Source organism: Nocardiopsis sp. NPDC101807, assembly GCF_044766605.1.
In the GTDB taxonomy this organism is placed as follows: domain Bacteria; phylum Actinomycetota; class Actinomycetes; order Streptosporangiales; family Streptosporangiaceae; genus Nocardiopsis; species Nocardiopsis tropica.
Genome location: NZ_JBIWMK010000004.1, coordinates 446,054 through 469,036, shown reverse-complemented (window position 1 = coordinate 469,036; position 22,983 = coordinate 446,054). Strand labels below are relative to the sequence as shown.

Here is a 22,983-nt window from a genome sequence, read left to right as displayed (position 1 = left end):
GGCGTTCGGGCCCGGCAGGCGTCGCGGGGGCGCGCCTGCCGGGCCCTCCCGTGTCCCCTCCCCCGCCCCGGCGGGGTCAGAGGAAGGCCAGGGCCGCCAGAAGGGCCGTGCCCGCCGCGGCGACGGGGAGCATCAGCACCCACCGCGCCCACCGCCGGGTCCCCCGCGCGGTCGGGAGCTCCGGCCACCGGTACGCGCCCACCGCCAGGGACGCGGCCAGGAGGCACACCCCCGCCACCCATGCCCACGGGGACACCAGGTGCCAGAACCCGGCGAGGCGCGCGTACTCGAGCAGCGCCGCCCCGGCGAGCCCGTGGGCGACCAGGCCCAGCCGGTCGGTGGGACGGCGCCACAGGACCCCCGGTCGGCGCCGGGCGGCGAACCCCAGGGCGAGGAGGCCCGGCACGAGCGCGAGAAGGACGGTGGCCGCCCCGTAGAGCCGCTCCCCCGCCGCGTTGTCCGGGCTGGACTCCTCGACTCCGAGCAACCTGATGCCGATGTCCTCGCTGAACCGGTGCGTGTCGGACAGGACGACGGCGCCCCGGTCGCCGGCGTAGCCGATCCACGCCGTGTGGCCGTTGGTCGTGGCGTTGCCGCCGTGGCCGGTGATCGGCACGCCCCCCAGCGTCTCCACGTACCAGCCGAGGCCCTGTTCGCGCCGTTCGACGTCGCCGGGGGCGACGGGCAGCACCGCCCCGGCGCCCGGGGCCGAGCCGTCCATCACCGCGGCCAGGAGCAGGCCGAGGTCGTACGCGGTCGTGACCAGCCCGCCGGAGGGGCTGTTGGCCTCGGCGCGGTCCGGGACGAGGGGGCGCCCGCGGTCCGCGTCGTGCACACCGAACCCCGGCCCGGCCCCGTCGGTCCAGACCGCGCTGTCGTCCATGCCCAGGGGCTCCAGGATCCTCTCCCGGACCAGGTCCGCGTAGTCGGCCCCCGCGCGGGCCGCGAGGGCGTGCCCCAGCAGGTCGACGCCGGTGTTGGAGTAGTGGTTGGCCCCCCTGAGCCCCGGGTCGACCCTCGCCCGCCCGGCGACGTCGTCCAGGAACTCCTCGACGGAGCCGGGGGGCTCGGGGTGGCGCTTGGCGGCGAACTGCCACAGGGTCTGGGGCAGGCTGGTCTCCTCCCTGTCCAGCCCCGACGTGTGCGTCGCCAGCTCCTCCACCGTGACCCCCGACAGGGCCGGGTCGGCGAAGTCGAGGCCGTCCAGGAGGTCGCCGACGCGTGTGTCCAGGGTGAGTTCGCCGCGGTCGACCATGTCGGCGAGCAGCATCCCGGGGAGGACCTTGGCGACCGAGGCGGATCCGAACAAGGTCCGTCGGCCCACCGGATCGCCGCCGGTCCCGGCACCGCCCAGCTCCGCCGTGCGCACGCGGAGCGCGCCGTACCCGTCCGGTTCGACGACGGCGACCGCCAATCCGTGGTAGCCGGTGGGGTCGGTGATCCCGTCCCGGACCTGTGCGGCCAGCTCCGCGTCCCCGCCGGACCGCGGTCCGAGCTCGTAGGGGCGCGGTACTGCCGTCACCGCGCAGACCGCGGCGAGGACGGCGAGAACGGCGGGCAGCGCCTTCGCCGCCCACCGCCCGCGGGGGCGGCGCCTGTCGGGGGCGGGGTCGTTCATCGGCGGCGGGGCTCCTCGCTCGGGTCCGCGCCCTCGGTGGCGCGGGTGACCTGGAAGAAACTACGGCCGCGACCCCCGGCTCCGCTCTACGCCCCTCCCCCGGTTCCGGGGTGGGGCCGGCCCCACCCCGGAGGCGCCGGGGCCGTCCGCGCACAGGGGAGGGACGGGCTGCGCCCGCCGGGACCTCGGGGCCGGGCAGGGTCCTCCGAGGCGGCTCGACGCCACCGGCCGCCCCGTTCCCGTGTACGGGTCCCGGGCCCCCGCACACGGGAACGGGGCCCCGGCGCGTGCGCGCCCGGGCCCCGTCGTGTCACCGCGGTCCCGCGTGGTGCGTCCCGCGGCCGCGTCCGGCCGGTGCGGCCGCCCCGCGGCCGCGGACCGGTCCGCGCGGTCCTACGGGCGGACGACCCCGTCCTCGCGGGCCTGGGCGGCGACCGCGGCGGAGACCGCCGGGACCACCCGCGGGTCGAAGGGGCTGGGGATGACGTAGTCGGCGGCCAGGTCGTCGCCGACGAGTCCGGCGAGCGCCTCGGCGGCGGCCAGCTTCATGTTCTCGGTGATGTCCGTGGCTCGGGCGTCGAACGCTCCCCGGAACACGCCGGGGAAGGCCAGCACGTTGTTGATCTGGTTCGGGAAGTCGCTGCGACCGGTGGCGACGACGCTCGCGTACTTGCGGGCGACGTCGGGGTGCACCTCGGGCTTGGGGTTGGCCATCGCGAAGATGATCGCGTCGTCGGCCATGGTGGCCACGACCGACTCCGGGACCTCACCGGCGGACAGGCCGATGAACACGTCGGCTCCGGCGAGCGCGCTCTCGATGGAGCCGCTCAGCCCGGCCCGGTTGCTGATCCCGGCCAGCTCCTGCTTGACCGGGTTCAGGCCCTCCCGGCCCTCGTGGATCATGCCCTTGGAGTCCGCGACGGCGATGTCGCCGATCCCGCCGTCGATGAGCATCTTGGTGACGGCGACCCCGGCGGAGCCCGCCCCGGAGACGACGACGCGCAGGTCGGCGAGGGTGCGGCCGGTCAGGCGCGCGGCGTTGTGCAGCGCGGCGACCGTGACGATCGCGGTGCCGTGCTGGTCGTCGTGGAAGACGGGGATGTCGAGGCGCTCGCGGAGCCGGCGCTCGATCTCGAAGCAGCGGGGGGCCGCGATGTCCTCCAGGTTGATCCCGCCGAAGGACGGGGCCATCCGGACCACGGTCTCGACGATCTCGTCGACGCCGGTGCAGCCCAGCGCGATCGGCACGGAGTCGACGTCGCCGAACTGCTTGAACAGCAGCGACTTGCCCTCCATGACGGGCAGGGAGGCCTCGGGGCCGATGTCGCCCAGGCCCAGCACCGCGGTGCCGTCGGTGACGACGGCGACCAGGTTGCTCTTCCAGGTGTAGGTCTCGACGAGCTCGGGGGTCTCGGCGATGGCGTCGCAGACGCGGGCGACGCCGGGGGTGTAGGCGAGGGACAGCCCCTCGTGGTCGTGGACGTCGACGGAGGAGGAGATGTGGAGCTTGCCACCGCGGTGCAGCGCGAAGGCGGGGTCCTCGTCGAGGTGGGAATGCTGGTGGTGGGTACGCGAAACGGTCGTCACTACTCAAACCCCTCGGTATGCGTGTCCACCCGGCCGTCGGCCATGACGGGGGCGGACCTTGGCAGCGGTGCGGACCGCGCGCGAAGAAGTGAAGGTGCCAGGGGAGCTCTCCTCCGGCGCCGGTCGGCCATGACCGGTGGTGTCGCCGGGGGCGAGTCGTTCTTCGCCGGACTCTTATGCGAGTACTGCGCGGTCGCCTCTCACGGGGATGACCCGTTACGCAATCCTCTCACAACGGTGACCACAGGAAAATCGCGGGTCGGCACCATGGGACGGCACCGACTTATTAGCTTTTGTCGCACAATGATCTCAATAGTCGTTTTGGCTCGGGCGGTGGGGCCGTGAACCCGCCTCCGACCAGGCACTCCGTGCTCTGAAGGAGACCCCACGATGGCTCTGCTCAAGCCCCACTCCGCGCCTCTCGCCCTCGGCGCCCTGTCCGTCGCCGGCGTCCTGGCCCTGACCGCGTGCGGCGGGGACGGCGGCGCCTCGGAGGAGACCGCGACGCCCGAGGCCCCCGCCGTCGAGGTCGACGAGGAGCTCGCCGCGCTGGTGCCCGCGGACATCGCCGAGGCCGGTTCCGTCACGATCGGCGTCGAGGCCTCCTACCCGCCCGGGGAGTACCTGGACGAGGACGGCGAGACGGCCCTCGGCTTCAACGTGGACCTGGTCACCGCGGCCCTCGGCAAGCTCGGCCTGGAGGCCGAGTGGGTGCCGACCGCCTTCGACTCCATCATCATCGGCGTCGACACCGGGACCTACGACCTGGGCTCGTCCTCCTTCACCGTCACCGAGGAGCGCATGGAGCAGGTCAACATGATCAGCTACTTCTCCTCGGGCACCCAGTGGTTCGCCCAGACCGGCAACCCGCAGGACGTCGACCCCGACAACGCCTGCGGCATGCGCATCGCGGTCCAGTCCGACACCACGCACGACGCCGACATCGAGGCGCGCAGCGAGGCCTGCGTCGAGGCCGGCGAAGACGCCATCACCATCCAGAAGTTCGAGAACCAGCCGCTCGCGACCGAGACCGTCGTCTCCGGGGTCAACGACGCGTCCCTGGCCGACATGCCCACCGCCGCCTACGCGCTGGAGCAGACCGGCGAGGGCGTCCTGGAGTTCATCGGGGAGCAGTACGACGCAGCCCCGTACGGCGTCCTCACCCACAAGGAGGACACGGAGCTCGCCGAGGCCGTCGCCGCGGCCTTCAACGCCATCATCGAGGACGGCACCTACACCGAGATCCTGGGCGAGTGGGGCGTCGAGGCCGGTGTCCTGGAGACCGCCGAGGTGAACCCCGAGCTGTAGGGGCACAACCCCCGCAGACATCCACCGAGCGAAAGACTGACCTGTGTCCTCACCGACCGAACCGGTGAGCGGTCCGGGGTCGCCGAATCCGACCCCGGGCCGCTCCTCCGAGCCCGTCACCGCCGTCCCCGTCCGCTATCCCGAGCGGTGGGCCGCCGCGGCGGTGATCCTGGTCCTCGCCGCCATGTTCGTGCACATGCTGTTCACGAACGACGCGTTCAACTGGCCGTTCATGCTGGAGCACATGTTCTCGGACCCGGTGGTCCGCGGCGTGTGGGTCACCATCAGCGCCACCGTGCTCTCGATGCTCATCGGCATCGTCCTGGGCATCGTCCTCGCGGTGATGCGGCTCTCCGGGAACCCCGTCCTGGTGGCGGTCTCGTGGCTGTACACGTGGTTCTTCCGGGGCGTGCCCCGCCTGGTGCTGGCGGTGCTCTTCGGCAACATCGCCATCCTGTACACCACGATCGCCATCGGCCTGCCGTTCGACAACTACTGGATGCCGTGGCTCGGGCTGGAGGGCGACGCCCGCTTCTTCGAGATCGACACCCGCACCCTCCTGAGCGGCTACGTGGCGGGACTGCTCGCCCTGTCGCTCTCCGAGGGCGCCTACATGGCCGAGATCATCCGGGCCGGGCTCCAGTCCGTCGACAAGGGGCAGACCGAGGCCGCGCAGGCCCTGGGCATGGGCCGCGGGAAGATCATGCGGCGGATCACCCTGCCGCAGGCCATGCGGGTCGTCATCCCGCCCACGGGCAACGAGACCATCGCCATGCTCAAGGACACGGCGCTGCTGGCGTACGTGCCGGTCACCATCGAGCTGTTCTACCAGCTCCAGGCCATCGGGTCCCGGACCTACCAGATCTTCCCGATGCTGGTCGCCGCCTGCCTGTGGTACCTCACCATCACCAGCGTGCTGATGGTCGGCCAGTACTTCATCGAGCGCAGGTTCAATCCGGGGCAGTACGGCGGTATCCGCGGCCGCATCGTCGGAGGGGCTCACTGATGGGCGAGCAGGTAATCGAGACGGCAGAGGGCGCCCAGCTGCCCGCCGACGCGCTCGTGGTGGCCGACAACGTGCACAAGAGCTTCGGGCGGCTGGAGGTCCTCAAGGGCATCGACCTCCAGGTCAGGCGCGGTGAGGTCATGTGCGTCATCGGCCCCTCGGGGTCGGGCAAGTCGACGTTCCTCCGGTGCATCAACCACCTGGAGAAGCTCTCCGCCGGACGGTTGTGGGTCAACGGCGAACTCATGGGCTATCGGCAAAAGCGCGGCCGCCTGTACGAGCTGCGCGACAACGAGATCGCCGCCCAGCGCAGCGACATCGGGATGGTCTTCCAGCGGTTCAACCTGTTCCCGCACCTGAGCGTGGTCGGCAACATCATCGAGGCCCCGGTGCAGGTCAAGAAGGTTCCGCGCGCGGAGGCCACCGCCAAGGCCCTGGAGCTCCTGGAGCGCGTGGGCCTGCCGGACAAGGCGGACGCCTACCCGGACCAGCTCTCCGGCGGCCAGCAGCAGCGCGTGGCGATCGCCCGCGCGCTGGCCATGGAACCGGCCCTCATGCTGTTCGACGAGCCCACCAGCGCGCTCGACCCGGAGCTGGTCGGCGAGGTCCTGGACGTCATGCGCGACCTGGCCCGGGGCGGCATGACCATGGTGGTCGTCACCCACGAGATGGGGTTCGCCCGCGAGGTCGGCGACTCCCTGGTGTTCATGGACGACGGCCTCGTGGTGGAGTCCGGGGTTCCCTCCGAGGTGCTCTCCTCCCCCAGGCACGAGCGCACCCGGGCCTTCCTGTCCAAGGTGCTCTAGAGTCGGTCTCCTTCCCCGGGCGCCCCGCACCGCCGGTGCGGGGCGCCCGCGTCTTCCGGCCCGGTCCCGGGAGGGCCCGCCCGGGGCCGGAAGGCCGGAACCGGCCGGGAACGCGCCCCGTCTTCCCCTTGACCCGAAGACGGCGGGGACCCAGAGTCGTGGTGTAGGCGCCGCTGCCAGGGGGAGACATGGATTCGCGCACCGAGGACGGCCGCAGGCGCGGGGGGCGGCCGACCGCCCGTCACGACCACGGCGGGCGCTTCCAGAGCCCGGCCATGCGCCGGACGCGGGAGATCCTGTGCGCCGGGGCGCGGGGGCACACGCTGGAGGTGGCGGTGGGCGCGGGCAGGAACCTGCGCCACTACCCGCCCCAGGTCCGGCTCACCGGCATCGACCCCGACCCGGAGGCGCTGTCCCGGGCCCGGGAGAGAGCCGACGAGCTGGGCATGCCCGCCCGGCTCGTCGAGGGCGACCCCCAGGACCTGGACTTCCCCGACCAGACCTTCGGCACCGTCGTGTGCACGCTGGCGCTGTGCGCCGTGGCGGACCAGAGGCGCGCGCTGGCGGAGATGTACCGGGTCCTGGTGCCGGGCGGCAGGCTCCTCATGGTCGACCACATCGAGTACACCCGCCTGCCCGGACGGCTCGTCGAGCAGCGCCGCGAGAACCCGCGCCGCCTGCCCCGGGAGGTCGCCGCCGAGGTCGGCTTCGAGATCGGCCACCACGACCGCCTGGCGCTGGGCCTCGTCGAACGCGTGGTCGCCCACCGGCCCTGAGCGCGGGCGGGACCGTCCCCGGACCGCGCCCGCCGCCCCCGCTGCCCGGCCCCGGTCGCGCGGGCGGCCCACGGCCCTCCCCCGGACGGACGTCCGGGCTCCCCGCCCCCGGCCGCGCGGGCGGCCCACGGGTCCCTCCCTCCCCAGCGCATAGGCTGTGGGTGAACGTGTCCGCCGATCCGTGACCCGAGGTGACCCGATGATCCGCCCCGCCCGGCCCGACGACGTCCCCGTCATCCACCGGATGATCCGGGAGCTCGCCGAGTACGAGAAGGAGCCCGAGGCCGCGGTCGCCACCCAGGACGACCTGCGCACCGCGCTCTTCGGCCCGGACCCGTCGGTGTTCGCGCACGTCGCGGAGGACGTCGGCGGGGACGGCGACGCCGTCCCCGTCGGGTTCGCGCTCTGGTTCCTCAACTTCTCCACCTGGACCGGCAGGCACGGCGTCTACCTGGAGGACCTCTACGTGCGCCAGGAGGCACGCGGCAGGGGCCACGGCCTGGCCCTGCTCCGGACCCTGGCGGAGATCTGCGTGGAGCGCGGCTACTCCCGCCTGGAGTGGTCCGTCCTCGACTGGAACGAGCCCTCGATCCGCTTCTACGAGGCGATCGGCTCCCGGCCCATGGACGGATGGACGGTGCGCCGTCTGGACGGCGCGGCGCTGACCGCCCTGAGCTCATCGCGGGACTGAGAGGGGGCGATCGTCTCGCCTTCATTCCGGATCCACCGGACACGATCCGTTCTCCCTGCGTCAGTGGCAGGGTGAAACGAGATACATTGCTTTCAAGCGGCAACCTCGCCCCCCGAAGGAGGGACGTGACCGAAGAAACCGCTGTGCCCACGGCCGACGCCATTGGCGTCAGGGACGCTGTCACCGTCAACATGCCTGCGGACAGCGCTTATCTGTCCGTCTTGCGGACGGCGACGGCCGGCCTGGCCGCGCGACTCGATTTCACCCTCGACGAGATCGAGGACCTGAGGATCGGTGTCGACGAGGCCTGCGCGATGCTCCTCTCCCAGGCGTTGCCCGGCACAGAACTGACCACGGAATTTGAACTCACCCCCGAGGGAATGCGCATCTCCGTCTCGGTGCTCACCGCAGACGGCCGCCTTCCCGCCCGCGACACCTTCGCGTGGACCGTCCTCTCCGCCCTGGCGGGCGAGGTCGACTCGGGGGTCGGTCCGGACGACCGCGTCTACATCGTCCTGTACAAACGCCGCGGCACCCTGGAGTCGGCGTGAGCGAAAGGGGGCCCGCTCTGACAGCGAAGACCGAACATGCGGTGCCCGACCGGGCGCGAGCGAGACTGTTGTTCGAGCGCCTGAACGAACTCGACGCGGACTCCGAGGAGCGCCGGCGGATCCGCGACGAGCTGGTGGAGCTCCACCTGCCCTTGGTGGAGTACCTGGCCCGCCGTTTCCGCAACCGGGGCGAGTGGCTGGACGACCTCACCCAGGTGGCCACGATCGGGCTGATCAAGTCCATCGACAGGTTCGACCTGGAACGCGGGGTGGAGTTCTCCACCTACGCGACCCCGACCATCGTCGGTGAGATCAAGCGCCACTTCCGCGACAAGGGCTGGGCGGTGCGGGTTCCCCGCCGCCTCCAGGAGCTGAAGCTCTCGCTCACCAAGGCGGTCAGCGACCTGTCGCAGCGGGAGGGGCGCTCCCCGACCGTCGCGGAGCTCGCCGCCCACCTCCAGATGACCGAGGAGGAGGTGCTGGAGGGCCTGGAGTCCGCCAACGCCTACTCGACGGTCTCGCTGGACGCTCCCGACAGCGGTGACGAGGACGCCCCCGCGGTGGCCGACTCGCTGGGCATCGTGGACGAGTCCCTGGAGGGCGTGGAGTACCGGGAGTCGCTCAAGCCCCTCCTGGAACAGCTCCCGCCGAGGGAGAAGCGCATCCTGCTGCTGCGCTTCTTCGGCAACATGACGCAGTCGCAGATCGCCCAGGAGCTGGGGATCTCACAGATGCACGTGTCCCGTCTGCTGGCACGCACACTGGCGCAGCTGCGCCAGGCCCTGACCACGGACGACTGAGCGGACGGCGGTCCGCCGCGGCGGCCGCGGAGCTACTTCCCCCGTTCCTCGGGGAAGAGCGCCGCGGTCGTCGGCGGCGAGAGCACCGCGGCGGAGGCGCACACGGCCACGCCCAGCAGCACCGCCCCGATCGCGTACTGCCCGCTGGTGAACATGTAGTAGGACACCACCGCGAGGAAGAGCTGCGTGACGAACACCGGCGTCCGGGCCCACTCCCTGAGCTGCCAGAGCCCCCGCGCGACGAACACCAGCAGCGCGCCCACGCCCAGGCCCAGGGCGGCCAGGGGGATCGCGTTGGTGAGGTCGCCGGCCCGGCCGGTGACGGCGATGAAGAAACTGTAGAGTCCGCCGACCGCCGCGGCCAGCCCGATCAGGGCCTCCAGCGCTGCTGCGGCGACGACGGTGACGGGACGAGAAGACACCCGACGAGCCTATACGCGCCCGCGCGGCCCCGCCTCCCGCCCCCGGGCTTCGCCCCCCGGACGGGCCGGCCCCGCGGCTGACGCCCGCGGGGGCTCGTCACGGGCACGGCGGGCCCCGTACCCCCCGAACGCCTACACTGAGCGGGTGCGCGCCCTATTCATCGTGAACCCCCAGGCGACCACGACCACGTCACGGACCCGTGAGGTGATCCTGGGCGCCCTGGCCTCGGAGCTGGACATCACCGTCGCCGAGACCGAGTACCGCGACCACGCCGTGGTCCTCGCCCGCGAGGCCGCGGCCCGCGGCTACGAGCTCGTGCTGAGCCTCGGCGGCGACGGCACCGTCAACGAGGTGGTCAACGGCCTCCTGACGGCCCCCGAGGGGCTGAAGCGACCGCGCTACGCGGTGATCCCGGGCGGCAGCGCCAACGTGTTCATCCGCGCCCTCGGCGTGCCCGGCGATCCGGTGGAGGCGACCGGCGCGGTGCTCGAGGCGGTCCGCGAGGGGCGCGAGCGCGAGATCAACCTCGGGCGGATCACCAGCGACCAGGACGACCGCTACTTCACTTTCTGTGCCGGCTTCGGATGGGACGCCGATGTGGTCCAGCAGGTGGAGCACGAGCGCGCGAACGGCCGCAAGGCCACCCCGGCGCTGTACGCCGAAGTCGCGGTAAAGCTGTTCTTCCAGGGCGATATCCGCGATCCGTCACTAAGCGTGGCCAGCCGCGGAAGGACCCTCGAAGAGGTGTATTTCGCGCTCGTCACCAACACCACACCGTGGACGTACGCGGGCGCCCTCCCCCTTCAGCCGACCCCCGCGTCCCGTTTCGAGCTGGGGCTGGACGCTTTCGCCCTGACCCACTCGTCCCATGCGATCACCGGCTGGGTTCTTTCCCAAATGTTCTTCCCCAAAGGGTTGCCGGCGCAGGGGGACGGCTACGCCACGTGGCATGACCAGGACTCTCTCCGCATCACGTCGTCGCACCCCAGGGCGTTCCAAATCGACGGCGAATACCTGGGCGACCGAGAACAGGTCAACTTCCACTCTGTACCGAAGGCATTACGAATCATCTGTTAATTGCGGTGATAGATGCCATTCGCAAGCACTGTGACGCACCCGACACACCGATCAGGACCTTGGACCTCGGGACCTCTTGCATGCCCCGGGGAACCCTGTCACGCTCAAGATATCGCCGCGAGTTACGGGCGAGTTAATTTGGGCGCTTCCCACATGGCCGTGGGGTGAAACCTGAACCATCTCGGCCTGGACATCCTCCGATGGGACCCATCCATCGGGCGCCCTTCGCACAATCCGCACACGCGCACGATCGTGAAAAGCTTCACAAGCATCCGATCGCCTCACCGTGAGGAGTGGACCGCATGGACTGGCGCCATGACGCAGCCTGCCGTGACGAAGACCCCGAACTCTTCTTTCCCATCGGGAACTTCGGCCCCGCACTGATCCAGATCGAGGAAGCGAAGGCGGTCTGTCAGCGCTGCCCCGTCAGCTCGGCCTGTCTGAAGTGGGCGCTGGAGAGCGGCCAGGACGGCGGCGTGTGGGGCGGTACCAGCGAGGACGAGCGCCGCCTGCTCAAGAAGCGCCGCGGCTCCTCCCACCGCTCCATGGTCCGCAGCTGACACCCCCTCTGCCGCCCCCGCGGCCACGGCGGTGGACCGCCGCACCGGCGCACCCCCTCCGGTGACACGGGCGGAACCCCCGCGGCGCGGCCCGCCGCGGGAGGCGCGTCCCGGGGGACGGTGCTCCCCGGGCACGCACGGGGAAGCACGAGAGGTCCCCGCGGCGCGACGGGGACCCACGCCCCTCCCCTTCCGGGGAGGCCCCCTCAGGGCACCTCGCCCTCCTCGCGCTCCAGCGGCAGGCTGATGGCGACCTCGGTCCCGCCGCTCTCCATCGGCTTGATCGCCAGGGTCCCCCCCAGTTCCCCCACGATGAGGGTCCGCACGATCTGGAGCCCCAGGCTCGTGGCGCCCTCCAGGTCGAAGTCGAGGGGCAGTCCTCCGCCGTCGTCCGACACGGCCAGCTCCAGGCTCCCCGAGCCCGGATGGGCGGGTTCGGGGTCGAACCGGCGCACCCGCACCTCGATCCGCCCCGGCCCCTGTTCCAGCCCGTGCTCGACGGCGTTCTGCACGAGCTCGGCGAGCACCATCGACAGCGGCGTCGCCACCAGGGCGTTGAGCAGCCCGAAGCCGCCGACCCTGCGGGGCACGACCGTTCCGCCGGTCGAGGAGACCTCCGCCGCCATCTGGATCACCCGGTCGGCGATGTCGTCGAAGTCCACGACCTCGTCCGGGGTGTGCGAGAGCATCTCGTGCACGATCGCGATGGACCCGACCCTGCCCACCGCCTCGTCCAGCGCCGCCCGCGCCTCGGGCACGTCCAGGCGCCGGGACTGGAGCCGCAGCAGTGCGGCCACCGTCTGGAGGTTGTTCTTGACCCGGTGGTGGATCTCCCGGATGGTGGCGTCCTTGGTCATCAGCTCGCGCTCGCGGCGCCGCAGCTCGGTGACGTCGCGGACCATCACCAGCGCCCCTATGCGCACCCCGTCGATGACCAGGGGGATGGCGCGCAGCTGCACGGTGACGCCGCGCGTCTCCACCTCCGCCTCCTGCGGCGCCCGGCCGCTCGCGGTGTAGGTGAGGGCCTCGTCCCGCGCCTCCCCCGTGGCGGCCAGCTCCAGGGTGGTGCGGTCCAGGCGCGCGCCCACGAGGTCGGCCGCCAGCCCGAGCCGCCGGTAGGCCGAGAGGGCGTTGGGACTGGCGTAGACCACCTCGCCGTTCTGGTCCAGCCGCAGGAGCCCGTCGCCCACGCGCGGGGACCGCACCATGAGCGGCCCCTGGTCGCTGAACGGGAACGCCCCCTCGGCGATCATCTGCGCCAGGTCGCCCGCGCTCTGGAGGTAGGTCAGCTCCAGGCGGCTGGGCGTGCGCGCCGAGCTCAGGTTGGTGCTGCGCTGGATGACGCCGATGAGGTTGCCCTCGCGGCGCACCGGGATGGTCTCCTCCCGCACGGGGACCCCCCCGGACCAGTCGGGGTCGCCGTCGCGGCAGATCCGCCCCTCGTTCCACGCGCGGTCGATGAGGGCCCTGCGGCCGACCGCCCGCGGCGCCGACCGCGAGGTGACATCCGTCATGTCGTCCAGGAGCACGGCCTCGACCAGGTCGTCCTGGAAGGCGGTCGGGCCGGTGGTGGGGCGCATCTGGGCGATCGACACCCAGCCGTCGTCCTCGCGCAGACGCACCCACAGCACGAGGTCCGCGAAGGACAGGTCCGCGAGGAGCTGCCAGTCCGAGACCAGGGAGTGGATCCACTCCAGGTCCGCTTGTTTGAGTGACGTGTGTCGCCGGATGAGATCACTGAGGTGAGGCACTCACAAATCATCCCATGAAGGCGTGCATACTCAAGGGGTACGCACTCGACCAGTGGTCCACACCAATCGGCGGCCGCCCGCCCGCCGTACCGGCCACGCCGGCGGGGTGTGTGCGGCAAGCGCGGGACGCGGCGGAGGAGACTGATGACTGGTCAGCGCACACTGGACGGCAACCCCCGGGTGCCGAAGTACTACCAGGTGAAGAAGCAGCTCCTTGAGCTGATCGAGGCGATGCCCGCGGGCAACCCGGTCCCCCCGGAGCGGGCACTGGCGACCCAGTTCGGCACGTCGCGGACGACGGTGCGCCAGGCGCTGACCGAGATGGTGGTGGAGGGCCGCCTCCTCCGCATCCAGGGCAAGGGCACGTTCGTGGCCAAGCCGAAGGTCGCCCAGGTGCTCCAGCTCACCAGCTACACGCAGGAGATGCGCGCGCACGGCCTGCACCCGGCGACCCGCATCCTGGACGTGAGCTACATCAACGCCGACGACCAGCTCGCCGAGCTCCTCGCGATCCGCTCGGGCGGCCGCGTGCTGCGCATCGAGCGGCTGCGCCTGGCCAACGGCGAGCCGATGGCCGTGGAGACCGCCCACCTCGCCGCACGGCGCTTCCCGGGCCTCCGGCGCCAGTTGGACCGCTACGCGTCGCTGTACGAAGCCCTGGCGAGCGCCTACGACGTCTCCCTGGCCGAGGCGGAGGCGTCGATCGAGACGGTCCTGGCCACCCCCAACGAGGCCCGGCTGCTGGGTGTGGACGTCGGCCTGCCCCTGGTGCTGCACTGCCAGCACAGCTTCGACGGCGACGGCCACCCGGTGGAGTGGGTGCGGTCGCTGTACCGCGGCGACCGCTACAAGTTCGTCACCCGCCTGCGCCCGCCCCTGGACTGACGGGCCCCGCCGCTCCCCTCGTGCGCGCCCCGCCGGGGCGTCCGGGGCCGCGGCGGCGGGGCGGCCCCGGACGCCGGGAGGCGTCTCAGAGCCTGGCGAGCACCGAGGACAGGGCGTCGACCACGCGGGGGTCGTACTCGCTGTCGGTGTCCATCCGCAGGCGTTCCAGCACGGCGGCGCGGCGCTCCGCGTCCCCGTTCTCCCCCACCAGGTCGTCGAAGGCGTTGGCGACCTTGATGATCCTGCTGCCCAGGGGCGGCACCCCCTCGTCACCGTCGCCCGCGAGCGGCTCGCACTGGCGCCGGACCGTCTCGGCGACGTTGTCCAGCACGCCGGTCTCCCGGATGATCGCCGATCCGAGCTCGGCGATCCGCCTCTGCTCCCGCGGGGAGGCGAGCACGGTCGCCCCGCCCGCGATGGGCTCCCGCAGCGACAGCTGGCCGATGTCGTGCATCAGGGCCGCGTACTCCAGCTCCAGCAGCTCGGCCTCGGCCAGCCCCAGTTCGCAGGCGATCCCGTGGGACAGCTGGCTGACCCGGCGCGAGTGGCCGTTCTCGACGTACCCGCCGACCTCGGTCACCCGCGACAGCGCGCGCACCGTCTCCAGGTAGGTCCGCCGCACCTCCGCGTGGCGGCGGAAGGCCGCCTGGGACACCAGCAGCGGCGCCGTGAACACCAGGAGGCCGGCCAGGCCGGTCACCGTGCAGGCGAGCGCGATCAGCACACCGCTGGAGCCGATCGCGGCGCCCGTGGCGAACTGGGCGCGCAGCTCGTCCCGGACGGCGACCAGGAGCCTCGTGCGCAGGCGCTCCGCCCTGAGCACGGCCGCGACCAGGGAGTCCGCGAACCAGGTGAGCAGGACCAGTGCGGCCATCAGCAGCGTGGCCGTCACCGAGGGCCCCGCCAGCCCCAACTGCTCGGCCACCGGGCGGAAGGCCACCGCGAGCACCGTGGCGGCGAGCACCCTGCGGGCCGCGTCCTCGACCCGGGGGCTGCGTCCCACCGCGACGTGCGGGAGCTCTCCCAGGGCCACGCCCAGCGCGACCACCGCCACCACCTGCCAGGCGGAGTGGTGGAGCGGCCCGGCGCCCAGGGTCAGCAGGAAGGCGTAGCTGATCGCGCCGGCCGAGGCGATCGGCGCGACCTCGCGCGAACCCGGCAGCGTGATCCTGGCCAGCTCTCCGACGGCGATGACCAGGCAGAAGGCGAGCGCCACGTAGGGTTCGACGAAACCGGTGGCGGCCGTCCACACCAGCGCGGCCAGGGCCCCGGCCCCCACCGAGCCGACGAGCACGGCGCGGAACGGCCGGGCCGTGCGCCAGAGGGGGCCGCGCGGGCGCTGGTGGCTGAGGGCCCCGCCCTCGGGGCCGCTCAGCGCGGGGCGCGACGTCCCCGCGCCGTCGGACTGCTTCTGCGTCATCATCGCTCGCTCCCGCCCGTCACGGCGTCGGCGGGCGCGGCCGCGTCGGACGCCTCCTCCTCCGGCGCGGGCGCCGGCGTCGTCGGCGCCTCGTCGCCGGCCGCGGTGTCGGCGGCCCCCGGGCGGGTCCGGTTCGTGGGGTCCGCCTCGGTGTAGCAGCCGCCCGGGGGCTCGGCGATGTCCGGCGTCTCCCAGCCCTCCCGTTCGACGGCGCGCACGAGGGCCTCCACCATCCTGGGGTCGAACTGGGTGCCGGCGCAGGCGCGGAGCTCGGCGATGGCGTCCTCCGCCGACCACGCCTGCCGGTAGGAGCGCGTGGAGGTGAGGCAGTCGAAGACGTCGGCGACGCTGATGATGCGCGCGGACTCGGGGATCTCCATCCCCACCAGCCCCATGGGGTAGCCGCGCCCGTCGAGGCGCTCGTGGTGGTGGCGGATCCCGGCCAGCGCCTCGTCCAGGAAGCTGATCTCGCGAACGATCTCGTAGCCGCGGGTCGGGTGGAGCTTGATGGCCGCGTACTCGTCGTCGGTGAGTTTGCCCGTCTTCTGCAACACCTTGGTGGGTACTCCGAGCTTGCCGATGTCGTGCAGCATTCCGGCGTACCGGATCTTCTGCACCCGCTCGGCGGGCATACCCAGTTCCCGGGCGATCATGGCGGCGCCCTCGGCGACGCGCATGCAGTGGCCCCGGGTGTAGTAGTCCTTGGTCTCCACCGCCTGGCAGAGGGTGGCGAGGGTCGCCTCGTGGGCGCGCGCCTCGTCCAGCTGCTGGGCGAAGGTCCAGCGGGCGATGAACAGGGGCAGCAGGACCAGGAGCGGGGCGACGAGTCCGACCCCTCCCCAGACGGCCGCGATGGCGAGCCCCAGCATCTGGTAGCCCATGGAGGACAGCTCGACGGCGACCAGGGGGCGCCAGTGGAGCCTGCTCCGGCTCCCCGGCCGCACGACCCCGAGCGCCCACATGAGGGTGCCGATGAGGGCCGAGTTGACCAGGGAGTGGGTCAGGACGGCGGCGACGTAGGGGAGCACCACGGCCGGGAAGTCCTCCCGGCCCGGTTCCCCCACCGTTCCGCCGAGCAGAAGGTAGACGTGTCCGGCCGCGTAGGCCGCCAGTGCGAACTGCGCGCCGTTGAACGCCCTCTTGACGAGGTCCATCCTGCGGATCGTGAGGCAGGAGGCGAAACCGACCACCGCCGCACCGACCGGTCCGACCAGGACCACCGCGGCCAGGGAGACGGCCGAGCTCGGCGAGATCCCCGCTCTGACGCCCTTGAGGACGGCTGTGCTGATCGACTCCGCGACCACGAAGAGGATCGCGACGAGGACCAGCGTCTGCAGATCGATCCCCGAGTAGGGACCGACGAGCACGATGGCGACAGCACTGACAACGATGATTCCGACGTAGACACGCGCGCCCCGAGGAAGAGCCCGCACCCCCGTTCACCCCCCGCCAATGACGACCGGACTGTCATGGTTTCACCGGTTCTGTTCTACCACCAGGACCACCCGGTGAAGGCGGTTACGACCCAAAGAGCGCCGATCGCGGTGTGGAGCATGCTGATGAACATCGTTGTTCCCCTCTCCCCGACGCGGGCGCGCCCCCATTCCCCCGGGCACGCCGCGTAAATTACCCCATTCGTTGGATATGGCGTCCAGTTTAACGGGCAACGACGGACTCCCGTTTACCTCCGACCCGAACCACCGGAGATCCGGAACCCCACGACGGCCACAAGTTCCGGAATACGGAATTACGAATTCAATTAGTAATTTCTTTGTATTACCCTGAGTAACCATGAACCACCGGACAAGCAGGTCGGACTACCCACCGTCAAGACGATTGCTCCCCGCCCACCCAGCCGAGACCACCTCGAACGACTACGGAAAGTAACCATTCGCAACAGTCTGGGGGACTCGGGGGAAAAAACATTCCGAGTCGGTTACGGCCGGGGACGGAGCCGGTGTTCCGGGCGTGTCGAAGAACGTCGCAGGAAGGTTGCCGCGCCCACACGTGACCAAAACTCCGGCAGCCACGGGGGAACCGGGAAGGCATTCACGCAAAAGCCCTAAAGCGCCACACAAGGAGGCAGAGTCAGTCAATTCAGAAATGGGGCACAAAATAGACAATGGCGGTACCTGGAATTCCAGGTACCGCCGTCTCGGGTGGGGAGGGCCGAGGACACGGCCCTCAGGCGGGCGTCCCCGGCGCCTCCGCGCCGGCCTCCTTGGCCAACTGCTCCGTGCGCGCCAGGGCCAGACGCCCCAGCACCTTGTCGCGCAGGTCCATCGGGACGGGGTCGCAACCGCAGTGCTTGGCCACGAGCTTCTTCACCGCCTCGTCGAGCCCGTACTCCTCCAGGCAGGGGCTGCACCCGTCCAGGTGCTCCCTGATCTGCTCGCAGTTGCGCTCCTCGAGCTCACCGTCGATATAGGTGTAGAGCTTGTCGAGCACCTCGCTGCACGGGGTGTCGCTGTGTTCGCCGTGACCGCCGCTCATCGCAGATCTCCTCGATCCGACCCGTCCTGACCCGCACCAGCGGACGTTCCCGAGGCGACGCCGGCGGCCGCGGCCGCCCTCGCTGGCAGGAAGCCGCGCTCCGCCGCGTACTCCTCCAGGTGCGACCGGAGCTGGCGACGGCCTCTGTGCAGACGGGACATGACCGTCCCGATCGGCGTCCCCATGATCTCGGCGACCTCCTTGTACGCGAAGCCCTCGACGTCGGCGAGGTACACGGCGATCCGGAAGTCCTCGGGAAGCTCCTGCAGCGCCCGCTTGACGTCGCTGTCGGGGAGGTGTTCGAGCGCCTCGGCCTCGGCCGACTTCAGACCGGCCGCGGTGTGCGACGCGGCCTGGGCCAGCTGCCAGTCCTCGACGTCCTCGGTCCCCGCCTGCTTCGGCTCCCGCTGCTTCTTGCGGTAGGAGTTGATGAAGGTGTTGGTGAGGATGCGGTACAGCCACGCCTTGAGGTTCGTCCCCTGTTTGAACTGGTGGAACGAACCGAACGCCTTGGCGAAGGTCTCCTGGACGAGGTCCTCCGCGTCAGCGGGGTTGCGTGTCATCCGCAACGCCGCGGAGTAGAGCTGGTCGAGGAAGGGGAGCACGTCCCTCTCGAACCGCTCGTCCCTCTCCTCGGCTGTCTCCTGGCCCTGTTCCAAGCCCGTCGGCCTCCTCGCACTGGTCCCAGCTGGGGCATCCATACCCCAACGATACGGTCCCGTGGCCCTGACCCGCGCACCGCCACCGCGCGGCGGCAACGCCGTCTCCCCGCGCTCGAGACATGAACCGGCAGTCGGCATGCTCTGACGACCCTCCTCATAGGACTTTCGTCCGCCCCGGACGTCCGCTTCCGGCGGCGGTGTGGAGGACAACAACGTTCGCGCCGGGCTGATTCCGCCCCACCCGGGGGACGAAGGTCCCTTACCCGCCCGAAATTGTCGTTTGCCTCGGTCATCGGAGGTGAGGCATGGCAGAGTGCGGGTAGGACCACTTGAAGGATGGGAGAGGAGCGCACGTGCAACCGTCCTCAACCCCTGCCTCCGAACGCCCCCGCTCGCCCGCGGCGCAGTTCGCCACCCCCGACCGCCTCTCGGACTACTGGCGGTTCTACTGGGCGGTCGCGGAGGCGCAGATCGCCCGCTGGCTCCCCGAGGCGCCCTCCCGACTCCTCGACGTGTCCAGCCCCGACTACCAGGGCACCCCGCGAGCGGTGGCCGCCGGCCACGACGTCGTGACCCTGCTCCCCTCCACCGACATGGCGGTGCGCCGCCCGCTCACCCTCGTCAACGGGCGCGCGGTGGTGCCGCGCCCGGCGCGGCGCGGGCGCCTGCGCCACGTCGTCGGGGACTCCGCCTTCCTGCGCAACTTCGCCTCCGAGGTCTTCGACGGGGTCATCGCCGACAACCGGGTCCTGTCGCGCCACCTGGCCACCGAGTCCTCCGTCGCGGAGGTCGCCCGGGTGCTGCGCCCGGGGGGACGCGCCCTGCTGTGCGTGGACTCCGTGGTGCTGGGCATGGCGCTGCTCGCCGAGCAGGACCGCTGGCCGGAGCTGAGCCACGCGCCGAGCGCGGACGTGCTCCTGGTCCCCTGGCCCGACGGTTCCATCACACGGTGCTTCACCGCCGAGCAGCTCACCGAGACGCTCTCGGACGCGGGTCTGGAACTGGAGTGGATCAAGCCCCGCACGGTGCTGTCCGCCTCCACGGTGGAGATGATGCTGGCCCGCGACCCGAGGTCGATGGGGCGCCTGGTGGAGATGGAACTGCGGGCGACCGAGTCCGACGACTACGTCGGCGTGCACCTGGTGGCCAGCGCCCGCAAGCCCGGCTGAGGCCTCCGACCGCCCGGGCGGTCGGAGGCCGAGGCCGGCGGAACCGGCGGTGGGCGGAATGCGCGAGTCGGTGGATCTTTTGCGGAGCCGATGGTGCCCGTGGGTTCTGCGGTCCGTGCCACGGGCCGCCCGGGACCCGGGAGCGGCGGGTGGCACGCCGGCTTCGCCGCCCCTCGGGCGGCCCGATCCCGTGGCCTGGATATGCTCCGCCGGGCATGGGATCCTGGAACAATCTCCCACATGGGTGTCAATGTTGGGCGCGCCGCTCTCCTCGCGAACCGCGACCGTTTGGCGAGGTGGGGTGAGCAGATCGTGGACGAGCAGAGGGACGTCGCCTGCCTTCTCCTGTTCTACGCCGCGGAGTGCGGACTCAAGGCGGAGCTGATCCGCCGGTCGGGGAGCCGGGACTCCGTCAGTCTGGAGAGGTCCCACGATCTGCGGAGCCTGGCGAGGGAGCTCAACCTGCCCGGTTCCGTGATGAGCGGGCTCACCGACTGCCGTGCCAGACACGACGCGAACCAGCGCGTCCCGATCAGGGACCTCCACGAAGCCTGGCGCTACGGTGCGAGACTGGATCCGTCGGATGAGAAGAAGGCCCTGGTCGCACTCCGATCGCTGATCCGTTGGTGTCAGCAGGCGTGAACCGAGTCCTGTGAACTGACGACAGGGAACGAGGAGGAACAGTGGAGGACCTGGTCTCATCAGCACCCGTCCGCCTGTACACATGGGTGGACGTCGAGGAGAGGCTGAGCGAGCTCGCTCTGGGCGGCGGCTGGCCGACGTGGCTTCTCGAAGTCGACGCCTGGTGGGACGGGCTGCAGATGGAGGTCGTGAAGGGCACTGAGCCGAGTACCGTCCTCGCCTGGTTGGAGGACGAGAAGTGCTTCGGCCCCGGATCTGTCTCACGAGTGGGCGGGGAGCCGGCTCTGCTCCTCGACGGGCCGTCCCAAGACCCGGCTCCGGCTCTTCCCATCGATATCAGAGCCGGTCACGGCGGTTCGGACCTTCGCCGTCTGCCCCAGCTCCGTGAACGCCGCATCGTTCGCGAGCTGGCCGACCCGCTACCACGTCCCGGATCCGACCAGTTCGCCTCCGGGGTCCAGGTTCTCGCGTTCCACTCCTTCAAGGGCGGGGTGGGAAGAACCCTCCATGCCGTCGCCCTCGCCGACCACCTCGCCCGACGCGGCAGCCGTGTCCTTCTCGTGGACGCCGACCTGGAAGCTCCCGGCATCACGTGGATGTACCAGGAGCAGGGCGGGCAGATGGACTTCGCCTACGAGGACTTCCTGGCAAGCCTGCACGGTTCGGTCGACGAGGACAGAACACGCGCCGTCGCCCTGGCCGCGTCGTACCTGCCCAACCAGCACATCGGCAGGTATCCCGGCGGAGGAGCCGTGCTCGTGCTGCCCGCCAGCCGACGGAGTCTCCTCACTCCGCCGAGGATCGACCCCGGCGATCTGTTGACGCCCGACCGCTCGCGCTACTTCGTCTCCGAGGCCCTGGCGGAACTCACGGAGTCGGCCGGGGCAGACGTCGTCATCGTGGACCTTCGTGCCGGTTCCTCCGAACTGTCCGCGCCACTCCTGCTCGACCCCAGGATCCAGCGCGTCTTCGTCACGACCCTGAGCGGCCAGTCCCTCTCCGGGACGACCCGACTCATCAGGCAACTCGGCCACCGGGCGCCGTCGATCCACGGCACCGATCCTGTCAGCTCCGCAGTGATCACCCAGTTCCGCCACGACGCGCACCGGGAACAGGTCGAGACCGCGCAGCGGAACCTCTCGGACGCACTGGCCGGTTCGGTCATCGTCACGGAAGAGAGCCTTGAGGACGAGAACACGCTTCTCGACACCGACGTGTTCACGCCGCCGCTGCTGAGCCCCTTCAACGAGAACCTGTTGGCGCTCCCGCCCCAGTGGGACGGGGTGGTGGCAGCCATCGAACGCTCAGGGGTGAGGGAGACGCTGTCCGCGCTGGTGCCGGAACCACCGGTCCAGGTCACCCCGTCACCGGAAGAACAACGGATCGACGTCCGAGACCAGCGCCGGCACCTGGCGAGCTCGGCCGAAGACCTCGTCTACGCCGAGAACCAGGGCCTCACGTCGGCGACCGGGTTCCTCGCCACCGAGCCCCTGCGGCGCCTGGTCGGCGACCACCGGACCGAACCCCCGATCGCCCTGGTGCTCGGAGCCAAGGGAGCGGGCAAGACCTTCACGTACGCGAAGGCGTGCGCGGCACGGGAATGGCGCCTCTTCGCGGAGCAGTCGGACGTCTCCGATGTCACCTTGGACGCCTCGATCGTGCCCGTCCTGGAGCCGGACTCCCTCCAGCAGAACCAGGCGAGCCTGACGACACAGACCCTGCGGGACTCCTTCGCGGAGCGACACGGCGGTACGGCAGCGACCACCATCGATATCCGTGACACCCTCAGCCGGGCCCTCTCCGACCTCCCCGCCGACGACACCCTCCGGTGGCGGTCGATGTGGTTGCGTTGCCTCGCCATGGCCGCAGGGGCCGAGGTGTCCGACCGCTCTCCCGAGGAGGCGCTGGTCGCGCTCGGAGCGCGGGTGCGCGCCGTCTTCGTGATCGACGGTTTGGAGGACATGCTCCAGAAACTGGACTCAGAGGTCAAGCGCACCGCGCTGCGAACGCTGTTGATCGACACCCTCAACTGGCTCCGTGCCCTGCGCGGGCGACCACTCGGCATCATCGCCTTCGTCCGCAGGGACCTGGTGAACTGGGCGGTACAGCAGAACAGCAGCCAGCTCGCGGACCGGTACAAGTCGTACGCGCTGCGCTGGGACAGCACGGACTCCTTGCGTCTGACCGTGTGGATCGCCTCCCAGGCCGGGGCACTGGACCGGCCCGAACTGGACATATCCGACATCGCTGAGGACGACCTGCCCAAGATCCTGGTGCCCCTCTGGGGCTGGAAGATGGGCTCCGAGAAGTCCCGGGAGGCACGCTCCCACCTCTGGGTCCCCGCCGCTCTGGCGGACTACAACAAACAGGTCCAGGCCCGTGACGTCACGGCGTTCCTCGCCGAGTCGGCCAAACTGTCCCTGGGGTCCGGCAACAGCCGTTGGACGGACCGGGTGCTGGCCCCCTCTGCCATGCGCACCGCCCTGGCCCGGTGCAGTCAGATCAAGATCGACGCGATCAAGACGGAGAACCAGGATATCGGCAAGCTTCTCGCCCGTCTCCAGAGCCGCGGAGCCACGGTCACCGTGCCTTTCAGCCTCGACGACGTCGGCCTGACTACGGAGGAGGCGGACGCCCTCCTCACCGCGGGAGTGTTCTACTTCGACGACAGCAGCGGGCAGTACAGGGTGCCGGAGATCTACCGTCACGGACTGGGATTCAACATCAGCCGCAAGGTACGAGTGCTCAAGCCCTAGGA

Annotated in this window: 21 protein-coding genes; 13 read left to right on the top strand and 8 right to left on the bottom strand. The window is 71.0% G+C overall.

Going from position 1 to position 22,983, the window contains the following annotated elements; genetic code table 11:
• Positions 1-76 precede the first annotated feature (76 nt).
• Complete coding sequence (locus ACIRPH_RS14970; protein ID WP_402914218.1) at positions 77-1,618, bottom strand: serine hydrolase domain-containing protein; 1,542 nt, start codon at positions 1,616-1,618, stop codon at positions 77-79.
• A 393-nt stretch (positions 1,619-2,011) separates the two neighbouring features.
• Positions 2,012-3,205, bottom strand: a complete 1,194-nt coding sequence (locus tag ACIRPH_RS14965; protein ID WP_402914216.1) for an NADP-dependent malic enzyme — start codon at positions 3,203-3,205, stop codon at positions 2,012-2,014.
• Positions 3,206-3,595: 390 nt separating this feature from the next.
• Here ACIRPH_RS14965 and ACIRPH_RS14960 point away from each other — a divergent pair, with 390 nt between their 5' ends.
• The 7 genes from ACIRPH_RS14960 (at position 3,596) to ACIRPH_RS14930 (ending at position 9,143) form a co-directional block, all read left to right on the top strand.
• Positions 3,596-4,513 carry an ABC transporter substrate-binding protein gene (locus tag ACIRPH_RS14960; protein WP_402914213.1) on the top strand — a complete coding sequence of 306 codons (918 nt, stop codon included), beginning with the start codon at positions 3,596-3,598 and terminating at the stop codon, positions 4,511-4,513.
• 43 nt (positions 4,514-4,556) lie between these two features.
• Positions 4,557-5,519: an amino acid ABC transporter permease gene (locus ACIRPH_RS14955; protein ID WP_402914210.1), complete on the top strand. Its 963-nt coding sequence runs from the start codon at positions 4,557-4,559 to the stop codon at positions 5,517-5,519.
• Positions 5,519-6,325, top strand: coding sequence for an amino acid ABC transporter ATP-binding protein (locus ACIRPH_RS14950; protein WP_402914207.1), 807 nt, complete (start codon positions 5,519-5,521; stop codon positions 6,323-6,325). Before ACIRPH_RS14955 ends, ACIRPH_RS14950 begins: the two co-directional genes overlap by 1 nt.
• Positions 6,326-6,513: 188 nt before the next feature.
• Complete coding sequence (locus ACIRPH_RS14945; RefSeq protein ID WP_402914204.1) at positions 6,514-7,101, top strand: methyltransferase domain-containing protein; 588 nt, start codon at positions 6,514-6,516, stop codon at positions 7,099-7,101.
• Positions 7,102-7,300: 199 nt separating this feature from the next.
• The gene (locus ACIRPH_RS14940) at positions 7,301-7,792 is read left to right on the top strand and encodes a GNAT family N-acetyltransferase (protein ID WP_402914201.1); all 492 of its coding nucleotides are present in this window, start codon (positions 7,301-7,303) and stop codon (positions 7,790-7,792) included.
• 125 nt (positions 7,793-7,917) lie between these two features.
• A complete protein-coding gene (locus ACIRPH_RS14935) occupies positions 7,918-8,343 on the top strand; it encodes an anti-sigma factor (protein ID WP_267948356.1) in 426 nt (141 codons plus the stop codon).
• Between the two features lie 41 nt (positions 8,344-8,384).
• A complete protein-coding gene (locus ACIRPH_RS14930; protein WP_267950266.1) occupies positions 8,385-9,143 on the top strand; it encodes an RNA polymerase sigma factor SigF in 759 nt (252 codons plus the stop codon).
• A gap of 32 nt (positions 9,144-9,175) precedes the next feature.
• Here ACIRPH_RS14930 and ACIRPH_RS14925 read toward each other — a convergent pair whose 3' ends face one another.
• Positions 9,176-9,565 (bottom strand): hypothetical protein, encoded by a 390-nt coding sequence (locus ACIRPH_RS14925; protein ID WP_402914198.1) that lies wholly within the window; start codon positions 9,563-9,565, stop codon positions 9,176-9,178.
• 145 nt (positions 9,566-9,710) lie between these two features.
• Between ACIRPH_RS14925 and ACIRPH_RS14920 the strand changes: the two genes are divergently transcribed.
• Together ACIRPH_RS14920 and ACIRPH_RS14915 are read left to right on the top strand one after the other, a co-directional pair.
• Positions 9,711-10,643 carry a diacylglycerol/lipid kinase family protein gene (locus ACIRPH_RS14920; protein WP_402914195.1) on the top strand — a complete coding sequence of 311 codons (933 nt, stop codon included), beginning with the start codon at positions 9,711-9,713 and terminating at the stop codon, positions 10,641-10,643.
• Between the two features lie 302 nt (positions 10,644-10,945).
• Positions 10,946-11,203: a WhiB family transcriptional regulator gene (locus tag ACIRPH_RS14915; protein WP_267948353.1), complete on the top strand. Its 258-nt coding sequence runs from the start codon at positions 10,946-10,948 to the stop codon at positions 11,201-11,203.
• A gap of 206 nt (positions 11,204-11,409) precedes the next feature.
• On the opposite strand, the gene ACIRPH_RS14910 is transcribed toward ACIRPH_RS14915, so the two are convergent.
• Positions 11,410-12,954: a sensor histidine kinase gene (locus tag ACIRPH_RS14910; protein ID WP_402914192.1), complete on the bottom strand. Its 1,545-nt coding sequence runs from the start codon at positions 12,952-12,954 to the stop codon at positions 11,410-11,412.
• A 144-nt stretch (positions 12,955-13,098) separates the two neighbouring features.
• Between ACIRPH_RS14910 and ACIRPH_RS14905 the strand changes: the two genes are divergently transcribed.
• Positions 13,099-13,839: a GntR family transcriptional regulator gene (locus ACIRPH_RS14905; RefSeq protein WP_267948351.1), complete on the top strand. Its 741-nt coding sequence runs from the start codon at positions 13,099-13,101 to the stop codon at positions 13,837-13,839.
• 85 nt (positions 13,840-13,924) lie between these two features.
• Here the strand turns inward: ACIRPH_RS14905 and ACIRPH_RS14900 are convergent, their stop codons facing one another.
• From ACIRPH_RS14900 to ACIRPH_RS14885, 4 genes are all read right to left on the bottom strand, one after another.
• Positions 13,925-15,259: an HD-GYP domain-containing protein gene (locus ACIRPH_RS14900; protein ID WP_402914811.1), complete on the bottom strand. Its 1,335-nt coding sequence runs from the start codon at positions 15,257-15,259 to the stop codon at positions 13,925-13,927.
• Positions 15,259-16,626 (bottom strand): HD-GYP domain-containing protein, encoded by a 1,368-nt coding sequence (locus ACIRPH_RS14895; RefSeq protein WP_402914190.1) that lies wholly within the window; start codon positions 16,624-16,626, stop codon positions 15,259-15,261. The genes ACIRPH_RS14900 and ACIRPH_RS14895 overlap by 1 nt, the downstream gene beginning before the upstream one ends.
• A gap of 817 nt (positions 16,627-17,443) precedes the next feature.
• Positions 17,444-17,752: a mycothiol system anti-sigma-R factor gene (gene rsrA / locus ACIRPH_RS14890; RefSeq protein WP_402914187.1), complete on the bottom strand. Its 309-nt coding sequence runs from the start codon at positions 17,750-17,752 to the stop codon at positions 17,444-17,446.
• Positions 17,749-18,411: a sigma-70 family RNA polymerase sigma factor gene (locus tag ACIRPH_RS14885; RefSeq protein WP_330157464.1), complete on the bottom strand. Its 663-nt coding sequence runs from the start codon at positions 18,409-18,411 to the stop codon at positions 17,749-17,751. Before ACIRPH_RS14885 ends, rsrA begins: the two co-directional genes overlap by 4 nt.
• A gap of 356 nt (positions 18,412-18,767) precedes the next feature.
• On the opposite strand from ACIRPH_RS14885, the gene ACIRPH_RS14880 reads away from it, so the two are divergent.
• From ACIRPH_RS14880 to ACIRPH_RS14870, 3 genes are all read left to right on the top strand, one after another.
• Positions 18,768-19,583, top strand: a complete 816-nt coding sequence (locus ACIRPH_RS14880) for a class I SAM-dependent methyltransferase (RefSeq protein WP_402914184.1) — start codon at positions 18,768-18,770, stop codon at positions 19,581-19,583.
• 240 nt (positions 19,584-19,823) lie between these two features.
• On the top strand, positions 19,824-20,225 hold the full coding sequence (locus ACIRPH_RS14875) for a hypothetical protein (RefSeq protein WP_402914181.1): 402 nt from the start codon (positions 19,824-19,826) through the stop codon (positions 20,223-20,225).
• A 41-nt stretch (positions 20,226-20,266) separates the two neighbouring features.
• Positions 20,267-22,981, top strand: coding sequence for a KGGVGR-motif variant AAA ATPase (locus ACIRPH_RS14870; RefSeq protein ID WP_402914178.1), 2,715 nt, complete (start codon positions 20,267-20,269; stop codon positions 22,979-22,981).
• The last annotated feature ends 2 nt before the right edge of the window (positions 22,982-22,983 follow it).

Excerpts from the sequence above, each read along its gene's own strand:
- ACIRPH_RS14970 (WP_402914218.1), bottom strand. The coding sequence starts at position 1,618 with ATGAACGACCCCGCCCCCGACAGGCGCCGCCCCCGCGGGCGGTGGGCG.
- ACIRPH_RS14960 (WP_402914213.1), top strand. The coding sequence starts at position 3,596 with ATGGCTCTGCTCAAGCCCCACTCCGCGCCTCTCGCCCTCGGCGCCCTG.
- ACIRPH_RS14950 (WP_402914207.1), top strand. The coding sequence starts at position 5,519 with ATGGGCGAGCAGGTAATCGAGACGGCAGAGGGCGCCCAGCTGCCCGCC.
- ACIRPH_RS14945 (WP_402914204.1), top strand. The coding sequence starts at position 6,514 with ATGGATTCGCGCACCGAGGACGGCCGCAGGCGCGGGGGGCGGCCGACC.
- ACIRPH_RS14940 (WP_402914201.1), top strand. The coding sequence starts at position 7,301 with ATGATCCGCCCCGCCCGGCCCGACGACGTCCCCGTCATCCACCGGATG.
- ACIRPH_RS14915 (WP_267948353.1), top strand. The coding sequence starts at position 10,946 with ATGGACTGGCGCCATGACGCAGCCTGCCGTGACGAAGACCCCGAACTC.
- ACIRPH_RS14905 (WP_267948351.1), top strand. The coding sequence starts at position 13,099 with ATGACTGGTCAGCGCACACTGGACGGCAACCCCCGGGTGCCGAAGTAC.
- ACIRPH_RS14900 (WP_402914811.1), bottom strand. The coding sequence starts at position 15,259 with ATGACGCAGAAGCAGTCCGACGGCGCGGGGACGTCGCGCCCCGCGCTG.
- rsrA (WP_402914187.1), bottom strand. The coding sequence starts at position 17,752 with ATGAGCGGCGGTCACGGCGAACACAGCGACACCCCGTGCAGCGAGGTG.
- ACIRPH_RS14875 (WP_402914181.1), top strand. The coding sequence starts at position 19,824 with ATGGGTGTCAATGTTGGGCGCGCCGCTCTCCTCGCGAACCGCGACCGT.